The following is a 25,786-nucleotide window of genomic DNA, read 5'->3' as shown; positions in this document are numbered from 1 at the left end:
GGATCACACCGCGAGCGGCACCTCGTGGATCTCGTCCGCCAGGTGCCCGGACTTCTCATGGACGCGCTGCACGGCGCCGGCAGACGGGCCGGTCGACAGGCAGTACACGACTCCTTCCGCCGGGTCCGCCCAGGCCCTCTCGAAGTGGACCCCCTCGGCCTTCTCGTTGGCGAGGTCCGCCTGGTGGGCCGCACGCAGCTGATCAGCGGTGATGCCCTTCATCCCGTGGTGGACATCCATAAACGTACCCATGGCATCCGCACCTCCGGTCCGGTTCTTCAGCTGTCCCCTCACTCCACATCGTCCTCCCGATTCCCCCACCGCGCACGGCGCACCCACCTGGCGCACCGTCAGCTCCGTACGCCCATGCGGCGCAGCTCAGCGCGCGCGGCACTCCGGCGGACCGCACGATGCAGACAGGTACCGCTCTCGGGAGGATCCGCCATGACCGTCAGTCTCGATCAGTTGCGCCGCTGCCATGTCGCCGTCGACCTCGGGGCCGCCAGAACCCGTGTCTTCGTCAAAGGAGCCGGTCTGGTCGTCGACGAACCGAGCGTCGCCGCCGTGAACACCCACACCGGGGCGCTGATCGCGGTCGGGGACTTCGCGGAGAAGATGACCGGCCGCACACCCGACTACATCCGGGTCGTACGTCCCGTGTCCGGCGGGTCCGTCGTCGACATCGAGATGGCCCAGCGGATGCTGCGCCATCTGCTCGGGGAGAAACTCCGACGCCAGCTCCGCCGCAAGCCGATGCTGCGCGCCGCCGCCTGCACCCCCCACGACAGCGACCCGCTCGCCCAGCGCGCCACGGTCGAGACGCTCGTCGGGCTCGGGGCACGCCGGGTCGAACTGGTCGACACGCTGATCGCGGCGGCCGTCGGCTGCGGGCTGCCGGTGGACCAGCCGACCGCCAGCATGATCATGGTGTGCGGGGCGGCGACCACGCAGGTCGCCGTGTTGTCACTGGGCTCCATCGTGACCGCCGAGCGCGTCCCGGTCGGCGGCGACGCCATCGACCACGCGGTCATCCAGTATCTGCGCCACCAGCACGAACTGATGCTGCCCAGCCAGTCCGTACGGCCCCTGCAGCTGGCCCTGCACGGAAACGGCCTCACACCGCAGGGGCCGGCCGCCACGGAGATCCACGGCCGGGACGTGGCGACGGGCCTGGCCCGCTCGGTGCTGGTGGACACGGCGGCCGTGCGGCGGGCCATCCACACCCCGCTGACCGCCGTGCTCGACGGCATGGGGAAGGTGCTGCGTGACTGTCCGCCCGATCTGGTGGCGGACCTGGCCGACCGCGGCATCACCATGGTCGGCGGCAGCGCCCGGCTGCCGGGGCTGGACCAGATGATGCGCGACGCGACCGGGATGCCGGTGCGGATCGCGGAGCGGCCGGACGTCTGTGCGGTGCTGGGGCTCGGCGAGATGCTCGAAGGCCGTACCTCCTCGCTGGCTCTCGACCCGCTGGCCGACGCCGGCTGAAGGCCGGGCGCGCCTCCGCAAGCCGGATGAACGGGCTCCTCGGACGGGCCTCCTGCGGGGTCCCCGCGCACCGCTCCACGCAGATGCGCATGAAGACCGCGCGCAGGCAGGCGTCATGTCCTTCTCCCGGGCCCCGTTCACGGAGGCGATCCCGTGGTTCCGAGGAAGGTCGCCTTCCGCACACCGCGGGCCGCCGTCCACAGCGTCACCGGTGACGAGAACGCGGAGGTACTGGAGGCCGTCCTCTCCGACGAGCCGGCAGCCTGAGGGGACTTCGGGGCCTCCTCGCTGTCCCTGGCCTACACGGCGCCGCCGGAGCACTCCACACACGTCGACGGTGCCGAGAGGGGTCTCCCGCTCATCCGGATCACGTTCCTGGAGGAGAGCGGCTTCCCGCTGGCCTGCACGGTACGTCTCGAAGGCAGCGGCAGCCCCGCCTGCACGGGCGACGAGGAGGCCGTCGGCCTGGAGACCGGCAGGACGTGTGCCGTCACCGGCGGGTCCGGCGGCCAGGTGACCGTCACCCCGGCCGAGCCGAACGGCGCGGCGGCCTCGCCGGCGAGGTTCCGCCTCAGGCGCTGAGCCCGGGACCCGGCCGCCGTAAACCCGCGGGCCCCGGTGAGGACGGTCACGCCCTCACGGGGGCCTCGGGCTGCTACGGGGCTGCGACCATGGGGCCACGCACAGCCCCGTGCAGCGCGACGAGGAGGACGACGACCCGTGAGTGTGCTCTTCCCGGCCCTGGACACCGGACCGGACGGCGATCCGCGGCCCGCCCTGCGGTTCGGCGGACGGCCCCCGCTCTCGTACGGTGAACTCCGCGCAGCGGCGGCTGCGCTGACGCCCCGGCTGGCGGGCACCGACCGGATCGCCGTGTGGGCGACGCCCACGCCGGAGACGGCCGTCGCGGTGGTCGCCGCCCTGCGCGCCGGGACCGCCGCCGTACCGCTCAACCCGAGGACCGGCGAGCGGGAGCTGACCCACATCGTCCGCGACAGCGCCCCCGGCCTGGTGCTCGCCGCACCCGGCGAGCCGCTGCCCCCGCCGCTGGCCGGTGTCCCCCGCGTCGACGTGGAGATCCGACCCGCCTCGGCCCCCGCCGACGACAGGCCCGAGCCCGGCCCCGAGACGCCGGCGCTCGTCATCTACACCTCCGGCACCACCGGCCCTCCGAAGGGCGCGGTCCTCCCCCGCCGAGCCCTCGCCGCGTCGCTCGACGCGCTCGCGGAGGCCTGGGCGTGGACCGCCGACGACGTGCTTGTGCACGCCCTGCCGCTCTTCCACGTGCACGGACTGGTACTCGGCGTGCTCGGCCCGCTGCGCCGCGGCGGCAGCGTCCGCCACCTGGGCGGCTTCTCCACCGACGGCGTGGCGGCTGAGCTGGCGGCCGGCGGGACGATGCTGTTCGGCGTACCGACCATGTACCACCGGATCGCTGAGGCGCTGGACGGCGACCGCGGTTTGGTGAAGGCGCTGGCCGGGGCGCGGCTGCTGGTCTCCGGCTCGGCGGCGCTGCCGCTGCCGGACCACGAGCGGATCACAGCGGCGACCGGGCGGCGGGTCGTCGAGCGGTACGGCATGACCGAGACCCTCATGCTGACCAGCGTGCGCCCGGGCGCAGAGCCGGAGCGGCCCGGATCGGTCGGGACACCGCTGCCGGGGGTGGAGCTGCGGCTGGTCCATGACGACGGGGCGCCGGTCGCCTCGTACGACGGCGAGACCATCGGGGAGGTGCAGGTGCGTGGCCCGAACCTGTTCACGGAGTACCTGAACCGCCCTGACGCGACGGCAGGCTCCTTCGACGGGGGCTGGTTCCGGACCGGGGACATGGCGGTGCGGGAGGCGGACGGCTCCGTACGGCTCGTGGGGCGACGGGCGACGGATCTGATCAAGAGCGGGGGCTACAAGATCGGCGCCGGGGAGATCGAGAACGTGCTGCTGGACCACCCGGGGGTGCGGGAGGCGGCGGTGACCGGGGAACCGGACGCGGACCTGGGCGAGCGGATCGTGGCGTGGGTGGTCCCGGCGGACCCGGCCGCTCCCCCGTCCGTCCAGGACCTGGCCGACCACGTCGCCGCCCAGCTCGCCCCGCACAAGCGGCCCCGGGTGGTCCGTCAGCTGGACGCGCTGCCCCGCAACGACATGGGCAAGGTGATGAAGCGGGACCTCCGTGAGCAGGCTCTCCATGACTGAGCGGCACGGCCTCACAGGCCGGTTGACGGCCCGCCAGGCGATCGCTCTGGTCGCGGAGGCGTTCACCGAGCACCGGCCGCCTCCTGCCCCGCCCGCCGGGGGACCGGACGGCCCGCTCGGCTGGGAGGGGTACGGCGCGGCCCGGGCCCGCGCGGCGGAACGGACCGGCGAGGACGAGTCCGTCGTGTTCGGGGAGGCCGAGGTCGCCGGACTGCCGTGCGCGCTGCTGGCCTTCGAGTTCGGCTTCCTCGGCGGTTCGCTGAGCAGGGGCACCGGGGACCGGATCTGCGCGGCGTACCGGCTGGCGCGGGCGCGGGGTGTCCCGCTGGTGTCGCTGGTGGCGACGGGCGGCAGCCGGATGCAGGAGGGCATGGTGGCGCTCACCCAGCTGCAGCGGGTGGCTCGGGAGACGGTGCTGCTGCGTGAGGCGGGCGTCCCGCACGTGACGGTGCTGCGGGACCCGGCGACCGGCGGCGGCTGGGCGACCGTGGGCGCGGGCGCGGACGTGCTGCTGGCGCTGCCGGGCGCGCAGATCGGCTTCGCCGGGTCACGGGTGCGCCCCGCGGACGCGGACCCGGCTGCCTACATGGCGGAGGGGCAGCTCGCGGCGGGGCAGGTGGACGCGGTGGTGCGGCCCGCGGAGCTGCGGACGGTGCTGGGGCTGTGGCTGACGGCCCTGTCCCGCCCGGCCGCGGGTCCGGTGCCGCCGCCGAGCGGGCTGAGCGCCTACGGCTCCGGGGACCTGCCGGGGTCGGGCTGGGAGGCGGTGCTGCGGGCGAGGGACCCCGGGCGCCCGCGCGCGAAGGCGTATCTGGACGCGTACTTCTCGCGGCGGCTGGCGCTGGGCGGTGACCGCTGCGGGGGTACGGATCCGGGCTTGCGGTGCGGGGTGGGGCTGCGCGACGGGTACGGGGTCGCGTACGTGGCGCAGTACGGGACGGCGACACGCCCGGCCGGGTACAGGGCGGCGGCGCGGGTGATCCGGCTCGCGGACCGGCTGGGCCTGCCGGTGCTGACGCTGATCGACACGCCGGGCGCCGCGAACGACGCGGAGGCTGAGCGCACGGGTGCGGGACCGGCCATCGCGGAGGCGTTCGCGGCGCTGGCCGGGGCGCGGGTGCCGGTGACGACACTGGTCGTGGGCGAGGGCGGCTCGGGCGGCGCGCTGGCGCTGGCGGCCCCGGACAACACCTGGGCCACGCCGGACAGCTACTTCTCGGTGATCGCCCCCGAGCTGGCCGCGGCCATATTGAAGCGCCCCCCGGAGGACGCCCCGCGCACGGCGGAGCAACTACGCCTGCGCCCGCAGGACCTGGTGGACCTGGGGGTGGTACGGGGCATCGTGTGACGCCCGGTCACTCCGCGCCCCCAGGGCCGGTCCCCCGCCGCCGCGCTCCGGACGCGGTGCGGCCGGACGCCCTCACCCGCTCGCGCCCTCCGCTTCCGGCACCGCCGCGTCCAGGGCCGCGGTCAGGGTGTTGAGGCGTGCGCGGAGGTCGCGGATCTCCTCCAGGGACAGGCCGGTCACCTCGGCCATCCGGCGGGGCAGCCGGGCGGCCCGCTCGCGCAGGTCCGCGCCCTCGGCGGTGGGGCGTACGGTGACGGACCGCTCGTCCTCGGGACTGCGCTGCCGCTCCACGTATCCGCCCGCCTCCAGCCGCTTGAGCAGCGGCGACAGAGTGCCGGAGTCCAGACGCAGCAGCTCACCGATGCGCTTCACGGGCAGCTCGCCGTGCTCCCACAGCACCAGCATCACCAGGTACTGGGGGTAGGTCAGCCCCAGCTCCTTGAGCGCCACCCGGTACACGCCGTTGAAAGCGCGGGTGGCGGCGTGCAGGGAGAAGCAGATCTGGTGGTCGAGGCGGAGGATCTCCTCGTCCTTCAGGGTGCCGGGCGTCTTCATGGCTCCAGGCTAACGCCGCCGCCCTCAAACAACCTCACCCAATTAAGTTGTGCACAACTGAATAGTGCGCTACAAAAGACGTCGGACCACACCGCCCCGAGCACCGCGGGGCGCGTCAAGAGAGAAGGACGGAACTCCATGAACGCCCTGTACACCGCCGTCGCCACCGCCAACGGCCGCGAGGGCCGCGCCGTCAGCTCCGACGGCCAGATCGACCTGCCGCTGGGCCTCCCGAAGGCCCTCGGCGGCAGCGGCCAGGGCACCAACCCGGAGCAGCTGTTCGCCGCCGGCTACGCGGCCTGCTTCGCCAGCGCGATGAACTCGATCGCCCGCCAGGACAAGATCGACGTCAAGGACGTGTCGATCACCGCCGAGGTCGGCATCGGCAAGGACGAGACCGAGGGCGGCTTCGGCCTCGCGGTCGTCCTGCGCGCCGAGCTCCCGGACCACCTCCAGGGCGAGCCGGGCCGCGAGCTGCTGGAGAAGACCCACGCGTACTGCCCGTACTCCAAGGCCACCCGCGGCAACATCGACGTCCGGATCGTCGTCGAGTGAGCCTCACCACACGGCAACGCGGGTCGGACGACACGCCGTTACTCCGCCGGGGTGATCACCCACTCTGCCGTACCCGGCCCTTCGCGCACCTGGCGGGAAGGGCCGTTCCCCACCCCCCCTCCCAGGGGCCCCGAAAACACCGAAGCCGCAGGTGACATCGATTCTTCACCTGCGGCTCACGGTGGGGCGGGTGGGACTCGAACCCACGGCCGACGGATTATGAGTCCGCTGCTCTAACCGGCTGAGCTACCGCCCCTCGCGGCGCGTCGCGCACATTTGTGCGCGCCGTCTGCCGCAGCATAGCCGCTCATACGATCTCCTGCTCCGGCTGGTCGGCAACGCACGCCCTGAAGGACTGCCGCTGCCCCCCGTACGGTTCCGGAGCGGCCAGGAGAAGTGAAAACACAAAGAGAGAGGACCCGGGAGGGTCCTCTCTCTTTCACCGCTCCCCCGGCTGGACTCGAACCAGCAACCCTCCGGTTAACAGCCGAATGCTCTGCCAATTGAGCTACAGGGGACCGCGCTCCTCCGACTGGACTCGAACCAGTAACCTGCCGGTTAACAGCCGGCTGCTCTGCCAATTGAGCTACGGAGGACTGCTGTGTTGCACCGAACGTACTCACCCGGGGCGTCCCGGGCGGCGCTCGCTCGCTGCGACACATACATTAGCGCAAGCAGGGGGGTGCTCCGCCAATCGGTATCCCCCTGGCCCGCACCGACACCTATGGGAAGGGTGGCAGCCATGCGGTACAAGCTCACGTTCGTCGTGGGACTGGCCATCGGATACGTCCTGGGGACCAAGGCGGGGCGGGAGCGCTACGAGAAGATGGCGAAGTCCGCGCGACGGCTCGCCGAGAACCCCGCCGTGCGCAACGCCGCCGAGACGGCCGCGCAGACCGGCCGCGAGGTGGCGGGCCGGGCGTACCACGTGGTGAGCGAGAAGGTCGGCGACCGGATGCCGGAGCCGGTGGCCGAGCGGGTGCGCGCGCTGCGCGACCGCAACCAGCCCGCCGAGGACGACTGGGGCACGAGCAACACCTGAGGCGCCCGCCGAGAACTCCCGGGGGTTCGAGAGGGCGGCGAGCCGGGGCGGGTGCGGCAGAATCTCCTTCATGGGGATAGTCGCCGGGTTGGACAGTTCGTCGGGTTTCACGCGCATCGTCGTCTGCGACGCGGACACGGGCGCCGTGCTGCGTCATGGCTACGCCGCGCACGCCGTCGAGCCGAAGGCCACCGAGGTGGATCCGCAGGCCTGGCTGCTCTCGCTCGGTGAAGCCGCCACCGGTGGGCTGCTGGAGGGCGTTCAGGCGATCGGAGTGTCCGCGCAGCAGCACTGCGTCGTGCCGTTGGACCACGAGGGAGCCCCGGTGCGGGCCGCACTGGTGGGCAACGACCGGCGGGCGCAGGTCGCGGCGGCGGATCTGGTCGAGGCGCTGGGGGGCCGTCAGGCGTGGGCGGAGGCAGTGGGCTGTGTCCCGCAGGCGGCGCAGCCGGTGGCGAAACTGCGCTGGCTGGCCCGGACCGAGCCGGAGGCGGCACAGCGGGTGGCCGGGGTGCTCCAGGCACACGACTGGTTGGTGTGGCAGCTGCTGGGCCGCCCGGCACGGCGCACCACCGACCGCGGCGGCGCGTCCGGTACGGGCTACTGGTCGGCGGCGACCGGCGCGTACCGGCCGGATCTGGTCGAGCTGGCACTGGGGCACCAGGCGGTACTGCCGGACGTGCTGGGGCCGGCCGACACCGCGGGGGTGACCCCGGAGGGACTGCTGATCTCGGCGGGTACCGGGGAGACGATGGCGGCGGCGTTCGGCCTGGGGCTGGGCATCGGGGACGCGGTGGTGTCGCTGGGGGCCTCCGGTTCGGTGATGGCGGTGCACCACGAGGCGCTGGCGGACCCGTCAGGGCTGATCACGTCGCTGGCGGACGCGACGGGCATGCATCTGCCGGTCGTGCACACGGCGAACGCGGTGCGGGCGCTGCGCGGTACGGCGGAGATGCTGGGCGTGGCAGGCCTGGAGGAGCTGTCCGCGCTGGCGCTGAAGTCGACGCCCGGCGCCTCGGGGCTGGTGCTGCTGCCGTATCTGGAGGGTGAGCGGACACCGTCGCTGCCGCACACGGCGGGGACGCTGAGCGGGCTGCGGCGCGAGTCGATGAAGCCGGAGCACCTGGCGCGGGCGGCGTTCGAGGGGATGCTGTGCTCGCTGGCCGACGCGATGGACGTGCTGCGCGGGCGGGGGGTGGCGGTGCGGCGGGTGTTCCTGCTGGGCGCGGCGGCCGGACTGCCCGCGGTGCAGGCGGCGGCACCCGCGATCTTCGGCGCGCAGGTCGTCGTACCGCAGCCGGCGGACTACGCGGCGCTGGGCGCGGCCCGGCAGGCGGCGTGGGCACTGGGCGCGGCGCACGGATCGCTGTCGCCGCAGTCGCCGCCGGGATGGCAGGGAGCGGCGGCGCAGGTCTTCGAGCCGGGCGAGGAGGGCGCGGTGGGGCAGGCGGTGCGTCAGCAGTACACGGCGACCCGCGACCAGATCCACCCGGGGGCGTTCGGGGCGTAGACACCCTCGCCCGATGACGTCGCAGGCGGTTCATACGACTTCTGCCGCTCCCTGTGGAAAACGTGTTCGTCACGCTCCGGGGCAAGGGCGATAGTGGGGGTCGTGCTCCTTCAACTCCTTCGCATCCATCTCGGGCCGTACAAACGGCCCATTGCCTTGCTGGTGGCGCTTCAGCTGGTGCAGACCTGCGCGACGCTGTATCTGCCGACGCTGAACGCCGACATCATCGACAACGGTGTCGTGAGAGGTGACACCGGTTACATCCTGCGGTTCGGCGCACTGATGATCGCCGTGTCGGTGCTCCAGGTCGCCGGGAACGTGGGGGCCGTCTACTTCGGGGCCCGGACCGCCGCCGCGCTCGGGCGCGACATACGGGCGGCGCTCTACGCGCGGGTCCAGTCGTTCTCCGCGCGCGAGGTCGGCCAGTTCGGGGCGCCGTCGCTGATCACCCGCACCACGAACGACGTCCAGCAGGTGCAGATGCTGGTGCTCATGTCGTTCACGCTGCTGGTGTCGGCACCGATCATGTGCGTCGGCGGGATCGTGCTGGCGCTCGGACTGGACGTGCCGCTGTCCGGGGTGCTGCTGGCGGTGGTACCGGTGCTCGGGATCTGCGTGTCGCTGATCGTGCGCCGGATGCGCCCGCTGTTCCGGTCGATGCAGGACCGGCTCGACGAGGTGAACCGGGTACTGCGCGAGCAGATCACCGGCAACCGTGTGATCCGCGCCTTCGTCCGGGACGGCTATGAGCGGGCGCGCTTCAAGGGCGCCAACGACCGGCTGACCGACGTGTCGATGGGTGCCGGGCGGCTGATGGCGCTGATGATGCCCACGGTGATGACCGTGGTGAACATCTCCAGCGTGGCGGTCGTGTGGTTCGGTGCGCACCGGATCGACAGCGGCGCGATGCAGATCGGCGCGCTGACGGCGTTCCTCGCCTATCTGATGCAGATCGTGATGGCCGTGATGATGGCCACGTTCATGTTCATGATGGTGCCGCGCGCAGAGGTGTGCGCCGAGCGGATCGAGGACGTGCTGCGGACCGAGGGGAGCGTGCTGCCACCGGTCGAGCCGGTGCGGGAGCTGTCCCGGCACGGGCACCTGGAGATACGGGAGGCGGAGTTCCGCTACCCGGGTGCCGAGGAACCGGTGCTGCGGGCGGTGGACCTGGTGGCGCGGCCCGGGGAGACCACGGCGGTCATCGGGTCGACGGGCAGCGGCAAGTCGACACTGCTCGGCCTGGTGCCTCGGCTGTTCGACGCGACGGGCGGCGAGGTCCTGGTCAACGGCGTGGATGTGCGGCGGCTCGATCCCGATCTGGTGGCCAGGACGGTCGGCCTGGTCCCGCAGCGGCCGTATCTGTTCTCGGGGACGGTGGCGACGAACCTGCGGTACGGGCGGCCCGACGCGACCGACGAGGAGCTGTGGCACGCCCTGGAGGTGGCCCAGGCGGCCGACTTCGTCCGGGGCCTGGAGGCGGGGCTGAACGCGCCGGTCGCACAGGGCGGTACGAACGTCTCGGGTGGTCAGCGGCAGCGGCTCGCGATCGCGCGGACCCTGGTGCAACGGCCGGAGATCTATCTGTTCGACGACTCGTTCTCGGCACTCGACTACGAGACTGACGCGCTGCTGCGTGCGGCGCTGGCCCGGGAGACGGCCGAGGCCACGGTGGTGATCGTGGCTCAGCGGGTGGCGACCATCCGGGACGCCGACCGCATCGTGGTCCTCGACGAGGGCCGGGTCGTGGGGAAGGGACGCCATCACGAGCTGATGGAGACCAATGACACGTACCGGGAGATCGTGCTCTCCCAGCTGACCGAAGCGGAGGCTGTGTGATGGCCGGTCCTGGCGGACGGATGATGATGGCCGGCGGCGGCCCGGACCAGCGGTCCATGGACTTCAAGGGCTCCGGCAAGCGGCTGGTGCGCCAGCTGGCACCGGAGAAGGCCACACTGTGGGTGATGGTGCTGGCCGTTGTGGCGAGTGTCGCGCTGTCGGTGGTGGGGCCGATGATCCTCGGCAGAGCCACGGACCTGGTGTTCGCCGGTGTCATCGGACGGCAGATGTCCGGGGGCGGGACGAGGGAGCAGGCCCTGGAGGCCCTGCGGGCGCGGGGCGACGACGGTCTGGCGGACATGCTGGGCGCGGTGGACTTCGTCCCCGGGACGGGCATCGACTTCACAGCCGTGCGGGACATCCTGCTGCTGGTGCTCGCGGTGTACGTGGCGGCCGGGCTGCTGATGCTGGTGTCGACGCGGATGTCGGTCCTGGTGATCAACCGCACGGTGCGTCGGCTGCGGGCGGACGTGCAGGCCAAGCTGGAGCGGCTGCCGCTGTCGTACTTCGACCAGGCCAAGCGTGGTGAGGTGCTGAGCCGGACGACGAACGACATCGACAACATCGGCCAGACAATGCAGCAGACGATGGGTCAGCTGATCAACTCGGTGCTGTCCGTCGTGGGCGTCCTGGCGATGATGTTCTGGATCTCGCCGCTGCTGGCGCTGGTGGCGCTGGTGACGGTGCCGTTGTCGGTGGTCGTGGCGACTCGGATCGGCAAGCGGTCGCAGCCGCAGTTCGTGGCGCAGTGGCAGGCGACCGGCAAGGTCAGCGGCCATGTGGAGGAGATGTTCACCGGGCACACGCTGGTGAAGGTGTTCGGCCGGCAGCGGGAGGCGGCGGCCGAGTTCGCCGAGCACAACGAGGCGCTGTACGAGGCGGGTTTCCGGGCGCAGTTCAACAGCGGACTGATGCAGCCGCTGATGTTCTTCGTGTCGAACATCAACTACGTGCTGGTGGCGGTCGTCGGTGGCCTGCGGGTGGCGTCCGGCACGCTGTCGATCGGTGATGTGCAGGCGTTCATCCAGTACTCGCGTCAGTTCTCCATGCCGCTGACGCAGATCGCGTCGATGGCGAACCTGGTGCAGTCCGGGGTGGCGTCCGCCGAGCGGGTCTTCGAACTGCTCGACGCGGACGAGCAGCCGGACTCCCCGGCGCTGGAGCGTCCCGCAGAGGTGCGGGGAGCGGTGTCCCTGGAGAAGGTCGCGTTCCGCTACGAGCCGGACAGGCCGCTGATCGAAGACCTGTCGCTGGAGGTGGAGCCGGGTCAGACGGTCGCCATCGTCGGTCCGACGGGCGCGGGCAAGACGACCCTGGTGAATCTTCTGATGCGGTTCTACGAGGTGACGGACGGCCGGATCCTGCTCGACGGGACGGATGTGGCGCGGATGTCCCGCGAGGAGCTGCGGTCCTCGATCGGCATGGTCCTCCAGGACACCTGGCTGTTCGGCGGCACCATCGCGGAGAACATCGCGTACGGCGCGACCGACGGCCGCGAGGTGCCCCGCGAGGAGATCGAGGCGGCGGCCAGGGCGGCGCACGCCGACCGGTTCATCCGCACGCTGCCCGACGGGTACGACACGGTCATCGACGACGACGGCGCGGGCGTCAGCGCGGGCGAGAAGCAGCTGATCACCATCGCGCGGGCGTTCCTGTCCGACCCGGTGATCCTGGTCCTGGACGAGGCGACCAGCTCCGTCGACACCCGCACGGAGGTGCTGATCCAGAAGGCCATGGCACAGCTCGCCCACGGCCGTACCAGCTTCGTCATCGCGCACCGGCTCTCCACGGTCCGGGACGCGGATGTGATCCTGGTGATGGAGAACGGCTCCATAGTCGAACAGGGCACGCACACCGAGCTGCTGGCGGCACGGGGCGCGTACGCCCGGCTCTACCGGGCGCAGTTCGCGCAGGCGGTGGCCCAGGTCGACTGATGGGCACGACCGAGTGACAGGAAATGGGGGACATGATGACCGGCGATACGGGAGACGAGGGGCACACGGACGGCTCCGGCCGGACGGCGGACGCGTCCGCGTCGTACTTCGCGCTGGGGATGTGCTCGGGCACGGGCATCGGGACCGCGTTGGGAGTGGCGCTGGGGAACATACCCGTGGGTGTCGCGCTCGGCGCCGGCATCGGCGCCGTGTTCGGGCTGATGTACCGCGGGCGGGACGGTACGAAGGAGGATTCCGGGCGCTGAGCGGTTCCGCTCAGTCCAGGTAGCCGCGCAGCTGTTCCGCGAAGGCGTGGTCCCGTAGCTTGCCGAGGGTCTTGGACTCGATCTGGCGGATGCGTTCGCGTGTCACGCCGAAGAGGTGACCGATCTCCTCCAGGGTGCGGGGCCGACCGTCGATCAGGCCGTAGCGGAGCTGGACGACCTTGCGCTCCCGCTCACCGAGCGTGGAGAGCACGGCCTCCAGATGCTCGCGGAGGAGGAGGAAGGCGGCGGACTCGACCGGGGACGTCGCATCGCCGTCCTCGATGAGGTCGCCGAGGGCGACGTCCTCCTCCTCGCCCACCGGTGTGTGCAGGGACACCGGTTCCTGGGCGAGCCGCAGCACCTCCCTGACACGCTCGGGTGACAGCCCGAGCAGGGCAGCGACCTCCTCGGTGGTGGGTTCCTGGCCGCGTTCCTGGAGCAGCCGCCGCTGGATGCGGACGACCCGGTTGATGAGTTCGACGACATGGACCGGGACGCGGATGGTGCGGGCCTGGTCCGCGAGGGCACGGGACATGGCCTGACGGATCCACCAGGTCGCGTACGTGGAGAACTTGTAGCCGCGGGCGTAGTCGAACTTCTCGACGGCCCGGATGAGGCCCAGGTTGCCCTCCTGGACCAGGTCCAGCATGGTCAGCCCGCGGCCGACGTACCGCTTGGCGACGGAGACGACGAGGCGGAGGTTGGCCTCGATGAGGCGGCGCTTGGCCATGCGGCCCCGCACGACGAGTGTGTCCAGGTCGCCGGCGAGCCGGGAGTCCAGGTCGGGGGTGCGGGTCAGCTTCTCCTCCGCGAAGAGCCCGGCCTCCACCCGGCGGGCCAGCTCGACCTCCTCGGCCGCGGTGAGGAGCGGGATGCGGCCGATCTCGCGCAGATACTGCCGGAACAGGTCCGAGGAGGGGCCGGTTCCGGGGCCGGGGCCCGTGCCTCCGGCCGCCGCGACGCGGGGCTCACGGGGCTCGCGCGACTCGCGGTGCCGGTGAGGCTCCCGCGATTCGTGGGGTTCCCAGGTCTCTCGGGGCGCACGGGGTTCGCGAGCTTCCGGGGACAGGTCCAGGACGTCCGGTATGCCCTCGGGCTGCGGTTCCGCTTCGGGTTGCTCCGGCATGGCGACGGCCGCGGGGCTCAGGGTCCGGGTCTGCACGGGGGCGACCTCCTGGGGGCGGTGGTCTGAAGCACCGCCCACCAGTGTGGGGTACGACACATCACCGCCACGAGGGTCGTGCGCCCACTTTTTGAGACCGGCACGCGACGGGCGGTAACCGACCCGGACTACAGCGCCGCCACGCCGTGGGTGCGGAGGGACTGGGCGTACTGCTGGAGGACCCAGAGTTCGTTCTGCACGGTGGAGAGGTGCTGGGGATCCGCGTGGGCGCCGAGGCGGGTGAGGGCGCTCTGGACCTCCAGCACACGGCGGTCGACGGCCCGCAGTCGGACCTGGACGAGCTGCTCGCCCGCGTAGGCCTCGTCGACGGTGCGGGCGAGAACGGCCTCCACGGCGAGTTCCGTCACCATGGCGCGGACCGTGTCGTCCGGCGCGGTCTCCCGGACGCGGGCCAGGTAGTCGGGCGTGTCGTCGATGCCCTGCGCGGCGCCGCCCGCCTCCGCGATGGTCTGGCGCACGGCGGTGTAGGGGGGCGCGGTGAACTCGTCGGCACCGTAGGCGTCGAAGGCGGGTGACACCAGCGCCGGGTACTGGAGAGCCAGCTTCAGCAGCTCCCGCTCGGTGCGGTGGGCAGGGCTGCGCAGGTTGAGCGGCGGACCGGTCACGGCGGGGCCCTGGGGGTACTGGGGGGTCTGCCGGGGGGCGGCGCCCGGTGGCCTGCCGCCGCCCTTCTCCCGAGCCCAGCGGGCCAGTTGGGCGACCCGCTTCACGACGAACTGCGTGTCGAGGATGCCCAGCATGCCGGCGAGTTCGACGGCGACCTCGTGCTGGGAGGCGATGTTCTTGATGCGGGCCACGATCGGGGCTGCCTCGTCGAGCGCGGCGGCGCGCCCGGCCGGGGTGTCCAGGTCGTACCGGTTCACGATCTGGCGCAGCGCGAACTCGAACAGCGGGATGCGCGGCTCGGCCAGCTCCCGTACGGCGTCGTCGCCCTTGACGAGCCTCAGCTCACAGGGGTCCATGCCGTCCGGGGCGATCGCGATGTAGGTCTCCGCGGCGAACTTCTGGTCGTCCTCGAAGGCCCGCAGCGCGGCCTTCTGCCCGGCCGCGTCGCCGTCGAAGGTGAAGATCACCCGGGCCGAGCCGTTGTCCATCAGGAGCCGGCGGAGGATCTTGATGTGGTCGCCGCCGAAGGCCGTGCCGCAGGTGGCGATGGCGGTGGTGACCCCGGCGAGGTGGCAGGCCATGACGTCGGTGTAGCCCTCGACCACGACCGCCCGGCTGGACTTGGCGATCTCCTTCTTCGCCAGGTCGATGCCGTACAGCACCTGCGACTTGCGGTAGACCGGCGTCTCCGGTGTGTTGAGGTACTTGGGCCCGGCGTCGTCCTCGCGGAGTCTGCGCGCGCCGAAGCCGACGACATCCCCGCCGACGTCCCGGATGGGCCACATCAGGCGCCCCCGGAAGCGGTCGATCGGCTTGCCGCCCCGGCTCTCCTGGGCGAGCCCGGAGAGCATCAGCTCCTTGTCGGAGAAACCCTTCCCGCGCAGATAGCGGGTGAGGTGGTCCCATCCGGCGGGGCTGTAGCCGACGCCGAAGTGCCGGGCGGCGGCCTGGTCGAAGCCGCGCTCGGCGAGGAACCGGCGGCCGATCTCGGCCTCGGGACCGTCGAGTTGCTCGGCGTAGTACTGGGCGGCGACCTTGTGGGCCTCGATGAGGCGGATACGCTCGCCGCGCTGGTGGGCGGGGTTGTAGCCGCCCTCCTCGTAGCGGAGGGTGATCCCGGCACGGGCGGCGAGCCGCTCGACCGTCTCCGAGAAGGAGAGGTGGTCGACCTTCATCACGAAGGCGATGGTGTCCCCGCCCTCCTGGCAGCCGAAGCAGTGGAAGAGACCCTTGCTGGGGCTGACTGTGAAGGAGGGGGACTTCTCGTCGTGGAAGGGGCACAGGCCCTTGAGGTTGCCGCCGCCGGCGTTGCGCAGCTGGAGGTACTCGGACACGACGGCGTCGATGGGGACGGCGTCCCGTACCGCCTTCACGTCGTCATCGTTGATCCTGCCTGCCACGCGGAGATTCTACGGGGCGTGTCCGGGTTTCCGGTCACGGTGACCAGGGCCCCGGCGGCGTACGCTCACACCTCCTGCGGCCCGTGCGGCACGGCGCCGAGCGGGGTGCCGGGGTCGGCCAGGGCCTCCGGGTCCACGGGCTCCCGGGACCGGATGAGGTCCTGGATGGGCTCTGTGACGTCCCACACGTTGACGTTCATCCCCGCGAGCACCCGCCGCTCCTTCAGCCAGAACGCGACGAACTGCCGCTTGGCGACGTCCCCGCGCAGCACGACCTGGTCGTACGAGCCCGGGGGCGCCCAGCCCGAGTACTCCATGCCCAGGTCGTACTGGTCGGTGAAGAAGTACGGGACCCGGTCGTACGAGACGTCCTGGCCGAGCATCGCGCGGGCGGCGGCCGGGCCGCCGTTCAGGGCGTTGGCCCAGTGCTCGACGCGCAGCCGGGTGCCGAGCAGCGGGTGGTGGGCGGCGGCCACGTCACCGGCGGCGAAGATGTCGGGGTCGGAGGTGCGCAGCGAGGCGTCGACGGCGATGCCGCCGCCGTGCGCCCGGTCGACGAGGGCGAGCCCGGCGGTCTCCGCGAGGGTGGTGCGGGGGACGGCGCCGATCGCGCCGAGCACGGCGTGCGCGGGCTGTTCCTCGCCGTCGTCGGTGCGGGCGGCGAGGACCATGCCGTCCTGGCCGACGACCTCGGTGAGGCGGGTGCCGAACCGGAAGCGGACGCCGTGCTCGGTGTGCAGGTCCGCGAAGACCTGGCCCAGCTCGGGCCCGATGACCTGGTGGAGCGGGGTCGGTTCGGGTTCGACGACGGTGACCTCGGCGCCGTAGCCGCGGGCCGCGGCGGCGGCCTCCAGGCCGATCCAGCCGGCGCCCGCGATCAGGAGGTGCCCGTTGTCCCGGCCCAGGGCGGCGAGGACGCCCTGGAGGCGGTCGGCGTGCGAGAGCCTGCGCAGGTGGTGGACACCGGCGAGGTCGCTGCCCGGGACGTTGAGCCGGCGCGGCTCGGCGCCGGTGGCGAGGAGCAGCTTGTCGTAGTTGAGGGTGGTGCCGTCACCGAGGTGGACCGTCTTGCCGGCGCGGTCGATGCCGGTGACGGGCTGGCCGAGGTGCAGCTCGATGTCGGCCTGCGCGTACCAGGCGGGTTCGTGGACGAAGACGCTGTCGCGTGGTTCCTTTCCCGTGAGGTAGCCCTTGGAGAGCGGTGGGCGCTCGTACGGGTGGTCGCGTTCGTCACCGACGAGGATGACCCGGCCGGCGAACCCCTCGGACCGCAGGGTCTCTGCCGCCTTGGCGCCGGCCAGTCCCCCGCCGACGATGACGAAGGTCTCATCTGCGTCGACCACTTGTTGCCTCCTACCCGGAATGCACGGTATGTCCCTGTCCACCACGCTACGCCGTGGCGCCTTCAGGAGGGTCCCGCACGGCGGGCGGGTGGGGAAGAGGGACCGAAGGGCGGGCGAACGCGGAGTGCGGGTCCCGCAACCGGCGCTTCAGCTCCTGCGCCCCGTCGCGAGGCGGGCGTGAAGGGCCCGTGCGGTGGCATCCGTCAGGGAGGCGATCTGGTCGACGACGACCCGTTTGCGGGCCCGGTCGTCCCCGGCCGCGTCGTACAGCGCGCGGAACTGCGGGTCCAGGCCCTCCGGGGCACGGTGGGTGAGCGTGTCGGCCAGCTCCGCGATGACGACCCGCTGGTCGGCGCGGAGGGCCTCCTGCTCGGCGCGCTGCATCACGTACCGGTCGGCCACGGCTTTGAGGACGGCGCACTCGTTGCGGGTCTCGCGGGGGACGACGAGCCGGGCCCCGTACCGGGTGAGACGGCCGGGGCCGTACGCCTGGCGGGTCGCGGCCTCGGCGGCGAGGCAGAACCGGCCGATGAGCTGGCTGGTGGCGTCCTTCAGCCGGGCCTGGGCCAGGGCGGTGCCGTCATAGCCGTGCGGCCACCACTCCTGGTCGATGAGCCGGTCGAGCGCCTCGGCCAGCTCCTGCGGGTCGGTGCCGGACGGCACGTAGCGGCCGACGGCGCAGCTCCAGATGCCGTCGCGCTCGGGCTCCGAGAGGAGGAGGTTGGGGTCGATGTGCCCGGCGTGCAGGCCGTCCTCGAAGTCGTGCACGGAGTACGCCACGTCGTCGGACCAGTCCATGACCTGCGCCTCGAAGCAGACGCGCCCGTCGGGGGCGCCCTCGCGGGCCCACCGGAACACCGGCAGGTCGTCGTCGTACACACCGAACTTCGGGGACTGCGGGTCGGTGGGGTGGGCGCCGCGGGGCCAGGGGTACTTGGTGGCGGCGTCGAGCGCGGCGCGGGTGAGGTTGAGACCGACGCTGACGGGCTCGCCGACGACGGGGCCGGAGATGAAGCGCTTGGGTTCGATGCGGGTGAGGAGGCGCAGCGACTGGGCGTTGCCCTCGAAGCCGCCGCAGTCCTTGGCGAACTCGTTGAGGGCCTGTTCGCCGTTGTGGCCGAAGGGCGGGTGGCCCATGTCGTGGGAGAGGCAGGCGGCTTCGACGAGGTCGGGGTCGCAGCCGAGGGCGGCGCCCAGCTCACGGCCGACCTGGGCGCATTCCAGGGAGTGGGTGAGCCGGGTGCGGGGGCTGGCGTCCCAGGCGGGGCTCCTGGTGCCGGGCGTGACGACCTGGGTCTTCCCGGCGAGGCGGCGCAGCGCGGCGGAGTGCAGGACGCGGGCTCGGTCGCGCTGGAAGGCGGTCCGGCCGGGCCGTTTGTCGGGTTCGGGCGCCCAGCGCTCGGTCGCGGCCTCGTCATAGCCCTGGGGTGTCTGGGGTGCCTGGGTGGTGCCTTCCATGCCGTTCATGTCATGGAAGGTAACCCCGCCGGGTGACAGCGCCGGGCTTTTCGGGGCGACTGTCCGCGCCTGCGGGCGGGCGGCCCGACTGACGCATGCCGCGCGTCAGACGGAGGCGTACGCGGGGGTGGCCGCGCGGGCGACGGCCTGTTCGTAGCGGTGGAGCACCAGCCGGGCCAGCGCGGGGTGGGGGCCGATGGGCGCGGCGGCGATGCCGGGTGAGGCGGCGGCGCTGCGGGTGGCGAACAGGCCGGGCGCGGTGAAGCAGGACGCCACGGCGACCCGCGTACGGCCCCGGGCCGTCAGCTCCCGTACCGCCTCGGGCACGGTCGGTGAGGCGGCGGAGGCGTATCCCGCCGTGACGGGCACCCCGTCGAGGCGGGCGCTCAGCAGGGCGGCGAGGCGCCGGGTGACGGCCGCCGCACCGGGGTCCCTGGATCCGGCGGCGGCCAGCACGACCCCGGCGCGGGCGCAGGGCCGCCAGCCCGCCTCGGTGAGGCGGTCGTACAGTGCCTCGACCAGCAGCGGGTGCGCGCCGAGCGGCGCGGCGACCCGGACCCGCAGGCGCGGCCCGGCGGAGGCGGCGGCCCGCGGCAGGTCGTGCTTCACATGGAAGCCGTGCCCGAAGAGCAGCGGGACCAGGACCGCGTCGGTGCCGTCCGGCAGGGCGTCCAGGGTGCCGGCGAGCAGTGGCTCGTTCAGTTCGATGTGCCCGAGCCGCACGGGCAGCCCGGGGCGCAGAGCGCGCACCTGGTCCAGCAGCGCGGACACGGCGGGCAGCGCGCGCGGGTCGCGGCTGCCGTGGGCGACGGCGACGAGGGTGGGGGCGGCTGGCTGAGGGAGTGGGCTCATGGGCGGCTGCCTGCGCGTTCCGTCAGGGGCTGGGCGGGGATCCTGCCCCGATCCTGCCGCGCGCACGTTGCCGGGGTGTTGCGCGGCGGTGACGGCACCTTTGGCCTGGGCTCACGGCCCCCGGGACAGGCGTGTCAGGACCCGGCCGCCCAGGCCCTGAGCGGGCCGGTCGCGGTGGAGCCGTGGCGCAGGGCGGCGGCGAGGCAGGCGCCGGACTCGTAGCCGACGACGGGCATACCGGGTGCAGGCGGTGGGCGGCGGCGAGGCAGGCGGGCCAGGCGCGGTCGGCGGGGCCGAAGAGGCGGGAGACGCCGACAGCCCCCTCGGCGAGGGTGAGGGCGTCGCCCGTCGTGGGGTGGCCGCGGCTGGTCAGGACCGTCGTGGCGGGGTCGTCCAGCAGGGCAGGACGGAAGAGGTCCGGGGCCGGGTCGCCCCCGGACCGGGCGTGCTGCCAGGCGGTGAGGCCGGCAGGGGTGCGGACCGGCTCCAGGACGGTGCCGGAAGCCGGTCCGCCTGCCGCCGGGCGGTGGATCCGGTGGACCTCGAACAGGATTCGAAAATCCGTGCGAGGTCAGGTGGACGCACCGGGAGTGCCGGGGTCGACACCGCCCAGGAGGTCGGCGGTGGTGGCCTCGGGGCGGAGGGTGACGGCGTCCGGGTAGTGCGGCGGGGTGCGCACCGCCGGGGTCCAGGCGCGGTCGCCGAAGGTGCCCGGCGGGAGGCGGTGGGAGCGGCACATGGTGGCGCACCAGACGGCGTCGGTGCGGGCGGCGGCGAGCGGCATGGGCGTGATCTCGGCATGCGCACCCACTGGGGCGCGGCCTCACACCCGGACCGACTTTTCCGAAAGATGGAAAACACTTTCCGTTGCAACTCGGATGCCTGGGCGCGGCACACGAATCGCGATACGGGAGGGCTCTTTGACGCGCCGATCCGGACCCGCCGCACCGGCCGCACTGGGCCGACGGGTGTTCGCCGAGCTGCTCGGCACCGGCGCCCTGGTCGCTGTCGTCGTCGGCTCCGGCATCCGGGCCGACGGGCTCAGCCAGGATGCAGGGGTGGGGCTGCTGGCCGATTCGCTGGCCTCCGCGATCGGCCTGGGGCTGCTGATCACACTGTTCGGCCCGGTCTCCGGGGGACACCTCAGCCCGGTCGTCACGCTCTGCGCCTGGCGGGCGGGCCGCCGCTCCGAAGCTCCGCTGTCCGGCCGTGAGGTCGCCTGGTACGTCCTCGCGCAGCTGGCCGGGGCAGTGGGCGGGGGGCTGCTCGCCGAGGCCGTGTTCGGGCGGACGCCCGGCGGCTGGTCCACCCGGATACGGTCGGCCGATCACCTGCTGCTGGGCGAGACCGTCGCCACCGCCGGTCTGGTGCTGCTGATCGTGGGACTCGACCGCATCGGGCGGGCCCGGCTGACGCCGCCCGCGGTCGCCGCGTATCTCGCCGCTGCGATCTGGTGCACGCCCTCCGGTTCGTTCGCCAACCCGGCGGCCACGGTGGGGCGTTCCCTCACCGACTCGTTCACCGGGATCGCCCCCGCCTCCCTCCCCGGCTTCATCACGGCCCAACTGCTGGGTGCCTCCCTGGGCCTGGCCCTGACCACCCTCTGTACGGCCCGCGCACCGACCTGCGGACCTAGGACCAGCGGGGCATGGCGCCCGGCCGGGCGGGGCGACCAGACTGAGGGCATGGAGACACTGCCGCACAAGCGGCTCGACGCGTATCTGGGACGCATCGGGGCCGACCGGTCCGCCCCCGCCGACGAGGCCCTGCGGGAGCTTCAGACACGGCATCTGCGCACCGTGCCGTTCGAGAACCTCTCCATCCATCTGGGCGAGGACGTCTCGCTCGACGTCCCGGAGATCCTGCGCAAGCTCGTGGACCGGCGGCGCGGCGGGTTCTGCTTCGAACTCAACGGCGCGTTCGCGGCGCTGCTGCACACGCTCGGGTACGAGGTGGAGCTGCTTCAGGCCCGCGTCTACGACCGGGAGGGCCGCCTCGGCATCCCGTACGACCATCTCGCGCTGCGCGTGCGTGTCCCCGGGGGCGACGGCCGCGCCTGGCTCGCGGACGTGGGGTTCGGGGACCACAGTCACCATCCGCTCGACCTGGACGGACGCGACGACCAGAAGGACCCGGCCGGGGTGTTCCGGTTCGTGGAGAGCGGCGCCGACGGGGATCTGGACCTGCTCCGGGACGGAAGGCCGCGGCTCCGGCTGGAGCCACGGCCCCGTGCCCTGTCCGACTTCGCCGCCGCCTCCTGGTGGCACCGCACCTCGCCCGAGTCCCGCTTCACGCACGCGCCGGTCTGTTCGCTGCTCACCGCGCGGGGCCGGGTCACGCTCAGCGGGCGCCGCCTCGTCGTCACCGAGGACGGGGAGCGCACCGAGAGCGAACCGCACGACGACCGGGATCTCCTCGCCGTCTACCGCGACCGCTTCGGCGTTCACCTGGACCGGGTGCCGGTGGCCCTCCATCCTCGGGGGTGACCACCCCGCGCCCGCCGGCGCACGAACGACACGACACATGAAGGAGCGGGCCCCACGTGACACGGACCCCGACAGCCCCGACGGTCCCGGCCGTCCTGACCGTCCTCACCACCACCGACAGCGCGGCGAAGGCCGAGGCACTGGCCCGCGGCGCGGTCGAGGCGCGGGTCGCCGCGTGTGCGCAGGTCTCCGCGCCCGTGACCTCCGTCTACCGCTGGCAGGGCGCGATCGAGACCGCCGAGGAGTGGCAGGTGCTGTTCAAGACGAGCCAGGCGCGGTACGCGGCGCTGGAGGCGCACATCAGGGCCCGCCACGACTACGGCACACCCGAGATCATCGCCACGCCCGTGGTGCGCGGCAGCGCGGACTACCTGGAATGGGTCGGCCGGGAGACGACCGAGGCGTGACCGGGCTGCCGTTCTTCGTCTACGGAACGCTCCGGCCGGGCCTGACCAACCACGACGCATTCCTGCAGGGCCGCACCGCCGCCGAGGAGCCCGCACGGCTGCCGGGCGCCCGGCTCTACGACGGGCCCGGCTACCCCTACCTCCGCCTGGGCGGTACGGGCGAGGTGCGCGGCGAGCTGGTGTACCCGGCGCCCGGGCGGTACGGCGAGCTGCTCGCCGCACTGGACGGGCTGGAGGAGTACCTGGGGCCGCGCCATCCGCGCAACCTGTACGAACGGGAGGCCTGCGAGGCGGTCCGCCTCCGGGACGGGGGCACCGTGCGGGCCTGGGTGTACGTGGCGGCCGAGCGGGTGCCTCTCGGGCCGCCCGTCCCGGACGGCGACTGGCTCAGTCACCGACGGCGGACTCCAGACGGACCGCGCACACCTTGAACTCGGGCATCCGGGACGTCGGGTCCAGCGCCGGGTTCGTCAGGGTGTTGGCCCGCCCCTCCCCGTACCAGTGGAACGGCATGAAGACCGTGTCCGGCCGGATGCCGGACGTGATCCTGGCCGGGGCCACCGCCCGGCCGCGCCGGGACACGACCGCGACCGGCTCGCCCTCGGCCACGCCCACCCGCTCCGCGAGCCTCGGGTGCAGCTCGACGAACGGGCCTGGCGCGGCGGCGTTCAGTTCGTCGACCCGGCGGGTCTGAGCGCCCGACTGGTAGTGGGAGACGACCCGGCCCGTCGTCAGGACGACCGGGAACTCCTCGTCCGGTTCCTCCCCCGCCGGGCGGTGGGTGACCGGCACGAACCGGGCCCGCCCGTCGGGAGTGGCGAACCGGTCCAGGAAGAGGCGCGGCGTACCGGGGTGGCCCGGGCCGGGACAGGGCCAGAACACCCCGTCCTCCTCCGCGATGCGCCGGTAGCTGATCCCGGAGTAGTCGGCCAGGCCGCCCTCCGAGGCGCGGCGCAGCTCCTCGAAGACCTCCTCCGGGTCGGTCGGGAAGCCCTTCTCCCAGCCGAGCAGCCCGGCGAGCCCGTTCATCACCTCCAGGTCACTGCGGACGCCGTCCGGCGGGGTGATCGCCCGGCGGCGCAGCAGCACCCTGCCCTCCAGGTTGGTCATGGTGCCGGTCTCCTCCGCCCACTGCGTCACCGGCAGCACCACATCGGCCAGCGCCGCCGTCTCGGACAGCACCACGTCGGCCACCGCCAGGAAGTCCAGCGACCTCAGCCGCTCCTCCACATGCGCGGCGCGCGGCGCGGACACGACCGGGTTGGAGCCCATGAGCAGCAGGGCCTTCACGTCCCGGCCGAGCGCGTCGAGCAGTTCGTACGCGCTGCGCCCCGGCCCGGGCAGGATGCCGGGGTCGACGCCCCAGACGGCGGCCACGTGGGCGCGGGCCGCCGGGTCGTCGAGCTTGCGGTATCCGGGCAGCTGGTCGGCCTTCTGGCCGTGCTCGCGCCCGCCCTGGCCGTTGCCCTGGCCGGTGAGGCAGCCGTAGCCGGAGTGCGGCCGGCCCGGGCGGCCGGTGGCCAGGCACAGGTTGATCCAGGCACCGACGGTGTCGGTGCCCTTGGCCTGCTGCTCGGGGCCGCGCGCGGTGAGGACCATGGCGCTGTCGGCCTCGCAGAAGCGCCGTACCGTCTCGCGCAGCTGCGGCACCGGTACGCCGGTGATCCGTTCGACGAGCGCCGGCCAGTGGGACATGGCGGCGGCCCGCGCGTCCTCCCAGCCGGTGGTGCGCTCCCGCACGTACTCCTCGTCGACCCGCCCCTCCGCGACGACCAGGTGCAGCAGCCCGAGCGCCAGCGCCAGGTCGGTGCCGGGGCGAGGGGCGAGGTGCAGGTCGGCCTGCTCGGCGGTGCGGGTGCGTCGCGGGTCGACGACGATGAGCGTGCCGCCGTTCTCCTTCAGTTCGGTGAGGTAGCGCAGCGCCGGTGGCATGGTCTCGGCCAGGTTCGAGCCGACCAGGATCACGCAGCCCGCGCGTGGAACGTCCTCCAGCGGGAACGGCAGGCCACGGTCGACACCGAAGGCCTTCGTGTGCGCGGCGGCGGCGGACGACATGCAGAAGCGGCCGTTGTAGTCGATCTGCGAGGTGCCGAGGACCAGCCGGGCGAACTTGCCGAGGCTGTACGCCTTCTCGTTGGTGAGCCCGCCGCCGCCGAACACCCCGACCCCGTCGGGCCCGTACGTGTCCCGGGTGCGCCGCAGTCCGTCGGCGACGGCCCGCAGTGCCTCCTCCCAGGTCGCCGGTTCGAGCGCGCCTGTGGCATGGGATCGGATGAGCGGCCCGGTGAGCCGGACACGGGAGGAGAGCACGGCGGGCGCGGTGCGCCCCTTTCCGCACAGGGCGCCCCGGTTGACGGGGAAGTCCGTACGCTCCACGACCTCCACGCCGCCCTGCGGGTCCTGGACGGGCCTGAGGTTCATCCCGCACTGAAGCGCGCAGTACGGGCAGTGAGTGGGGGTGGGGGCCGGGGAGTTGTTGGCGGCGGCGAGCATGCCCCCGAGCGTGCGACGCGCGTGTTACGGCCACGGTCACCGCGTATTACGCGGCTGGTACGTCGCGCTCCGGCGGGGCGGCGTGGGCCGGTGAGCCCGGGGCTGCGCTCCCGGACCGGCGGTTCCCGGCCACCAGCGCCTCCCTCACCCCCGGCTCGCCGGGGCCCAGGAACACCGGGTCCCGCCGGACCGCGGCGTCCACCGCCGCCTTGCCCGCCGCGGCCAGCTCGCGGACCGCCCCGTAGTACCAGACGGAGTCGTGCGGCTCGGCGACCCCGACCCCGTACGAGTCGACGCCCGCCGCCTCGCAGAGGGTGACCGCCCGCTTGATGTGAAAGCCCTGGGTGACGAGGACCGCCCGGTCCACGCCGAAGATCCGCTTCGCACGGACACAGGAGTCCCAGGTGTCGAACCCGGCGTAGTCGCTGACGATCCGGCCGTCCGGGACACCCCGCCCGACGAGGTACGCGCGCATCGCGTCCGGCTCGTCGTACCCGGACCGCGAGTTGTCGCCCGTCACCAGGACGACCTTCGCCTTGCCCGTCCGGTACAGCTCGGCGGCCGTGTCGAGCCGGTGCGCCAGGTACGGGGTCGGGCGGCCGTCCCACAGTCCGGCGCCGAACACGACGGCGACGTCCCGGGCGGGCACGTCCGCGACGGTACGGAGGCGGGGCTCGGCGGTGAGATGTGTCCAGGTGGCGGGGGCGAGCGCCAGCGCGGACCCCAGCATGACGGCCTGCGTCAGGCGCCGCCGGGCGCGCCGGGTGCGCGGCACGAGCCGCCGTATGCCGTCCGGTACGCCCCGGGCCCTGTTCTCCCGCCGCATCGCGC

22 protein-coding genes, 3 tRNA genes and 1 pseudogene are annotated in these 25,786 nt (G+C 73.0%); 13 read left to right on the top strand and 13 right to left on the bottom strand.

Translation table 11 applies throughout. The annotated features are described in order from the left end of the window. Positions 1 to 3: 3 nt before the first annotated feature. A complete protein-coding gene (locus I3F58_RS14200) occupies positions 4 to 252 on the bottom strand; it encodes an SCO4226 family nickel-binding protein (protein ID WP_240108801.1) in 249 nt (82 codons plus the stop codon). Positions 253 to 444: 192 nt separating this feature from the next. Here I3F58_RS14200 and I3F58_RS14195 point away from each other — a divergent pair, with 192 nt between their 5' ends. The 3 genes from I3F58_RS14195 to I3F58_RS14185 all read left to right on the top strand — a co-directional run bounded on the left by I3F58_RS14195 (position 445) and on the right by I3F58_RS14185 (position 5,029). Then, positions 445 to 1,488 carry a rod shape-determining protein gene (locus I3F58_RS14195; RefSeq protein WP_240108800.1) on the top strand — a complete coding sequence of 348 codons (1,044 nt, stop codon included), beginning with the start codon at positions 445 to 447 and terminating at the stop codon, positions 1,486 to 1,488. Positions 1,489 to 2,208: 720 nt separating this feature from the next. Next, complete coding sequence (locus tag I3F58_RS14190; protein WP_240108798.1) at positions 2,209 to 3,681, top strand: acyl-CoA synthetase; 1,473 nt, start codon at positions 2,209 to 2,211, stop codon at positions 3,679 to 3,681. Then, a complete protein-coding gene (locus tag I3F58_RS14185; protein WP_240108796.1) occupies positions 3,674 to 5,029 on the top strand; it encodes a carboxyl transferase domain-containing protein in 1,356 nt (451 codons plus the stop codon). Before I3F58_RS14190 ends, I3F58_RS14185 begins: the two co-directional genes overlap by 8 nt. A 72-nt stretch (positions 5,030 to 5,101) precedes the next feature. On the opposite strand, the gene I3F58_RS14180 is transcribed toward I3F58_RS14185, so the two are convergent. Beyond that, entirely contained in the window at positions 5,102 to 5,584 is a 483-nt protein-coding gene (locus tag I3F58_RS14180; RefSeq protein ID WP_240108794.1) for a MarR family winged helix-turn-helix transcriptional regulator, read from the bottom strand. A 138-nt stretch (positions 5,585 to 5,722) separates the two neighbouring features. Between I3F58_RS14180 and I3F58_RS14175 the strand changes: the two genes are divergently transcribed. Further along, the gene (locus tag I3F58_RS14175; protein WP_240108792.1) at positions 5,723 to 6,139 is read left to right on the top strand and encodes an organic hydroperoxide resistance protein; all 417 of its coding nucleotides are present in this window, start codon (positions 5,723 to 5,725) and stop codon (positions 6,137 to 6,139) included. A gap of 182 nt (positions 6,140 to 6,321) precedes the next feature. Here I3F58_RS14175 and I3F58_RS14170 read toward each other — a convergent pair. The 3 genes from I3F58_RS14170 to I3F58_RS14160 all read right to left on the bottom strand — a co-directional run bounded on the left by I3F58_RS14170 (position 6,322) and on the right by I3F58_RS14160 (position 6,735). After that, positions 6,322 to 6,395: transfer RNA gene (locus I3F58_RS14170), tRNA-Ile, on the bottom strand. A 189-nt stretch (positions 6,396 to 6,584) separates the two neighbouring features. After that, positions 6,585 to 6,657: transfer RNA gene (locus tag I3F58_RS14165), tRNA-Asn, on the bottom strand. Between the two features lie 5 nt (positions 6,658 to 6,662). Further along, positions 6,663 to 6,735, bottom strand: a tRNA-Asn gene (locus I3F58_RS14160). A gap of 146 nt (positions 6,736 to 6,881) precedes the next feature. Here I3F58_RS14160 and I3F58_RS14155 point away from each other — a divergent pair. From I3F58_RS14155 to I3F58_RS14135, 5 genes are all read left to right on the top strand, one after another. Next, on the top strand, positions 6,882 to 7,181 hold the full coding sequence (locus I3F58_RS14155) for a YtxH domain-containing protein (protein ID WP_240108791.1): 300 nt from the start codon (positions 6,882 to 6,884) through the stop codon (positions 7,179 to 7,181). Positions 7,182 to 7,251: 70 nt separating this feature from the next. Beyond that, on the top strand, positions 7,252 to 8,691 hold the full coding sequence (locus I3F58_RS14150) for an FGGY family carbohydrate kinase (protein ID WP_240108789.1): 1,440 nt from the start codon (positions 7,252 to 7,254) through the stop codon (positions 8,689 to 8,691). 102 nt (positions 8,692 to 8,793) lie between these two features. Continuing rightward, positions 8,794 to 10,527 (top strand): ABC transporter ATP-binding protein, encoded by a 1,734-nt coding sequence (locus tag I3F58_RS14145; RefSeq protein ID WP_240108788.1) that lies wholly within the window; start codon positions 8,794 to 8,796, stop codon positions 10,525 to 10,527. Continuing rightward, the gene (locus I3F58_RS14140; RefSeq protein ID WP_240108786.1) at positions 10,527 to 12,461 is read left to right on the top strand and encodes an ABC transporter ATP-binding protein; all 1,935 of its coding nucleotides are present in this window, start codon (positions 10,527 to 10,529) and stop codon (positions 12,459 to 12,461) included. Before I3F58_RS14145 ends, I3F58_RS14140 begins: the two co-directional genes overlap by 1 nt. Before the next feature lie 32 nt (positions 12,462 to 12,493). Further along, entirely contained in the window at positions 12,494 to 12,727 is a 234-nt protein-coding gene (locus tag I3F58_RS14135) for a hypothetical protein (protein WP_240108784.1), read from the top strand. 10 nt (positions 12,728 to 12,737) lie between these two features. On the opposite strand, the gene I3F58_RS14130 is transcribed toward I3F58_RS14135, so the two are convergent. The 6 genes from I3F58_RS14130 to I3F58_RS14105 form a co-directional block, all read right to left on the bottom strand. Continuing rightward, positions 12,738 to 13,889: an RNA polymerase sigma factor gene (locus I3F58_RS14130; RefSeq protein ID WP_374207967.1), complete on the bottom strand. Its 1,152-nt coding sequence runs from the start codon at positions 13,887 to 13,889 to the stop codon at positions 12,738 to 12,740. Between the two features lie 128 nt (positions 13,890 to 14,017). Beyond that, on the bottom strand, positions 14,018 to 15,916 hold the full coding sequence (dnaG, locus tag I3F58_RS14125; RefSeq protein ID WP_240108783.1) for a DNA primase: 1,899 nt from the start codon (positions 15,914 to 15,916) through the stop codon (positions 14,018 to 14,020). 65 nt (positions 15,917 to 15,981) lie between these two features. Continuing rightward, a complete protein-coding gene (locus tag I3F58_RS14120; protein ID WP_240108781.1) occupies positions 15,982 to 17,259 on the bottom strand; it encodes an FAD-dependent oxidoreductase in 1,278 nt (425 codons plus the stop codon). Positions 17,260 to 17,406: 147 nt separating this feature from the next. Then, positions 17,407 to 18,717, bottom strand: coding sequence for a deoxyguanosinetriphosphate triphosphohydrolase (locus I3F58_RS14115; protein ID WP_374207969.1), 1,311 nt, complete (start codon positions 18,715 to 18,717; stop codon positions 17,407 to 17,409). A 105-nt stretch (positions 18,718 to 18,822) separates the two neighbouring features. Beyond that, positions 18,823 to 19,569: a sirohydrochlorin chelatase gene (locus tag I3F58_RS14110; RefSeq protein ID WP_240108776.1), complete on the bottom strand. Its 747-nt coding sequence runs from the start codon at positions 19,567 to 19,569 to the stop codon at positions 18,823 to 18,825. Between the two features lie 571 nt (positions 19,570 to 20,140). Further along, the gene (locus I3F58_RS14105) at positions 20,141 to 20,380 is read right to left on the bottom strand and encodes a hypothetical protein (RefSeq protein ID WP_240108775.1); all 240 of its coding nucleotides are present in this window, start codon (positions 20,378 to 20,380) and stop codon (positions 20,141 to 20,143) included. Between I3F58_RS14105 and I3F58_RS14100 the strand changes: the two are divergent. The 4 genes and pseudogenes from I3F58_RS14100 to I3F58_RS14085 all read left to right on the top strand — a co-directional run. Continuing rightward, positions 20,307 to 20,945: pseudogene (locus I3F58_RS14100) on the top strand (aquaporin); the annotation flags it as partial. The gene I3F58_RS14105 and the pseudogene I3F58_RS14100 sit on opposite strands and share 74 nt — an antisense overlap. Before the next feature lie 309 nt (positions 20,946 to 21,254). Continuing rightward, a complete protein-coding gene (locus I3F58_RS14095) occupies positions 21,255 to 22,055 on the top strand; it encodes an arylamine N-acetyltransferase (protein ID WP_240108822.1) in 801 nt (266 codons plus the stop codon). Between the two features lie 56 nt (positions 22,056 to 22,111). After that, positions 22,112 to 22,462 carry a divalent-cation tolerance protein CutA gene (gene cutA / locus I3F58_RS14090; protein WP_240108774.1) on the top strand — a complete coding sequence of 117 codons (351 nt, stop codon included), beginning with the start codon at positions 22,112 to 22,114 and terminating at the stop codon, positions 22,460 to 22,462. Then, positions 22,432 to 22,893 (top strand): gamma-glutamylcyclotransferase family protein, encoded by a 462-nt coding sequence (locus I3F58_RS14085; RefSeq protein WP_240108773.1) that lies wholly within the window; start codon positions 22,432 to 22,434, stop codon positions 22,891 to 22,893. Before cutA ends, I3F58_RS14085 begins: the two co-directional genes overlap by 31 nt. On the opposite strand, the gene I3F58_RS14080 is transcribed toward I3F58_RS14085, so the two are convergent. Further along, positions 22,850 to 24,955, bottom strand: coding sequence for a molybdopterin oxidoreductase family protein (locus tag I3F58_RS14080; protein WP_240108771.1), 2,106 nt, complete (start codon positions 24,953 to 24,955; stop codon positions 22,850 to 22,852). The genes I3F58_RS14085 and I3F58_RS14080 overlap by 44 nt on opposite strands. A 46-nt stretch (positions 24,956 to 25,001) precedes the next feature. After that, positions 25,002 to 25,781 (bottom strand): vancomycin high temperature exclusion protein, encoded by a 780-nt coding sequence (locus I3F58_RS14075; protein WP_240108769.1) that lies wholly within the window; start codon positions 25,779 to 25,781, stop codon positions 25,002 to 25,004. Between the last annotated feature and the right edge of the window lie 5 nt (positions 25,782 to 25,786).

It is taken from the genome of Streptomyces sp. MUM 203J, assembly GCF_022414595.1.
Taxonomy (GTDB): domain Bacteria; phylum Actinomycetota; class Actinomycetes; order Streptomycetales; family Streptomycetaceae; genus Streptomyces.
Note: the sequence above shows the minus strand (reverse complement) of the source record. Positions and strands in the feature narration are given on the sequence as shown.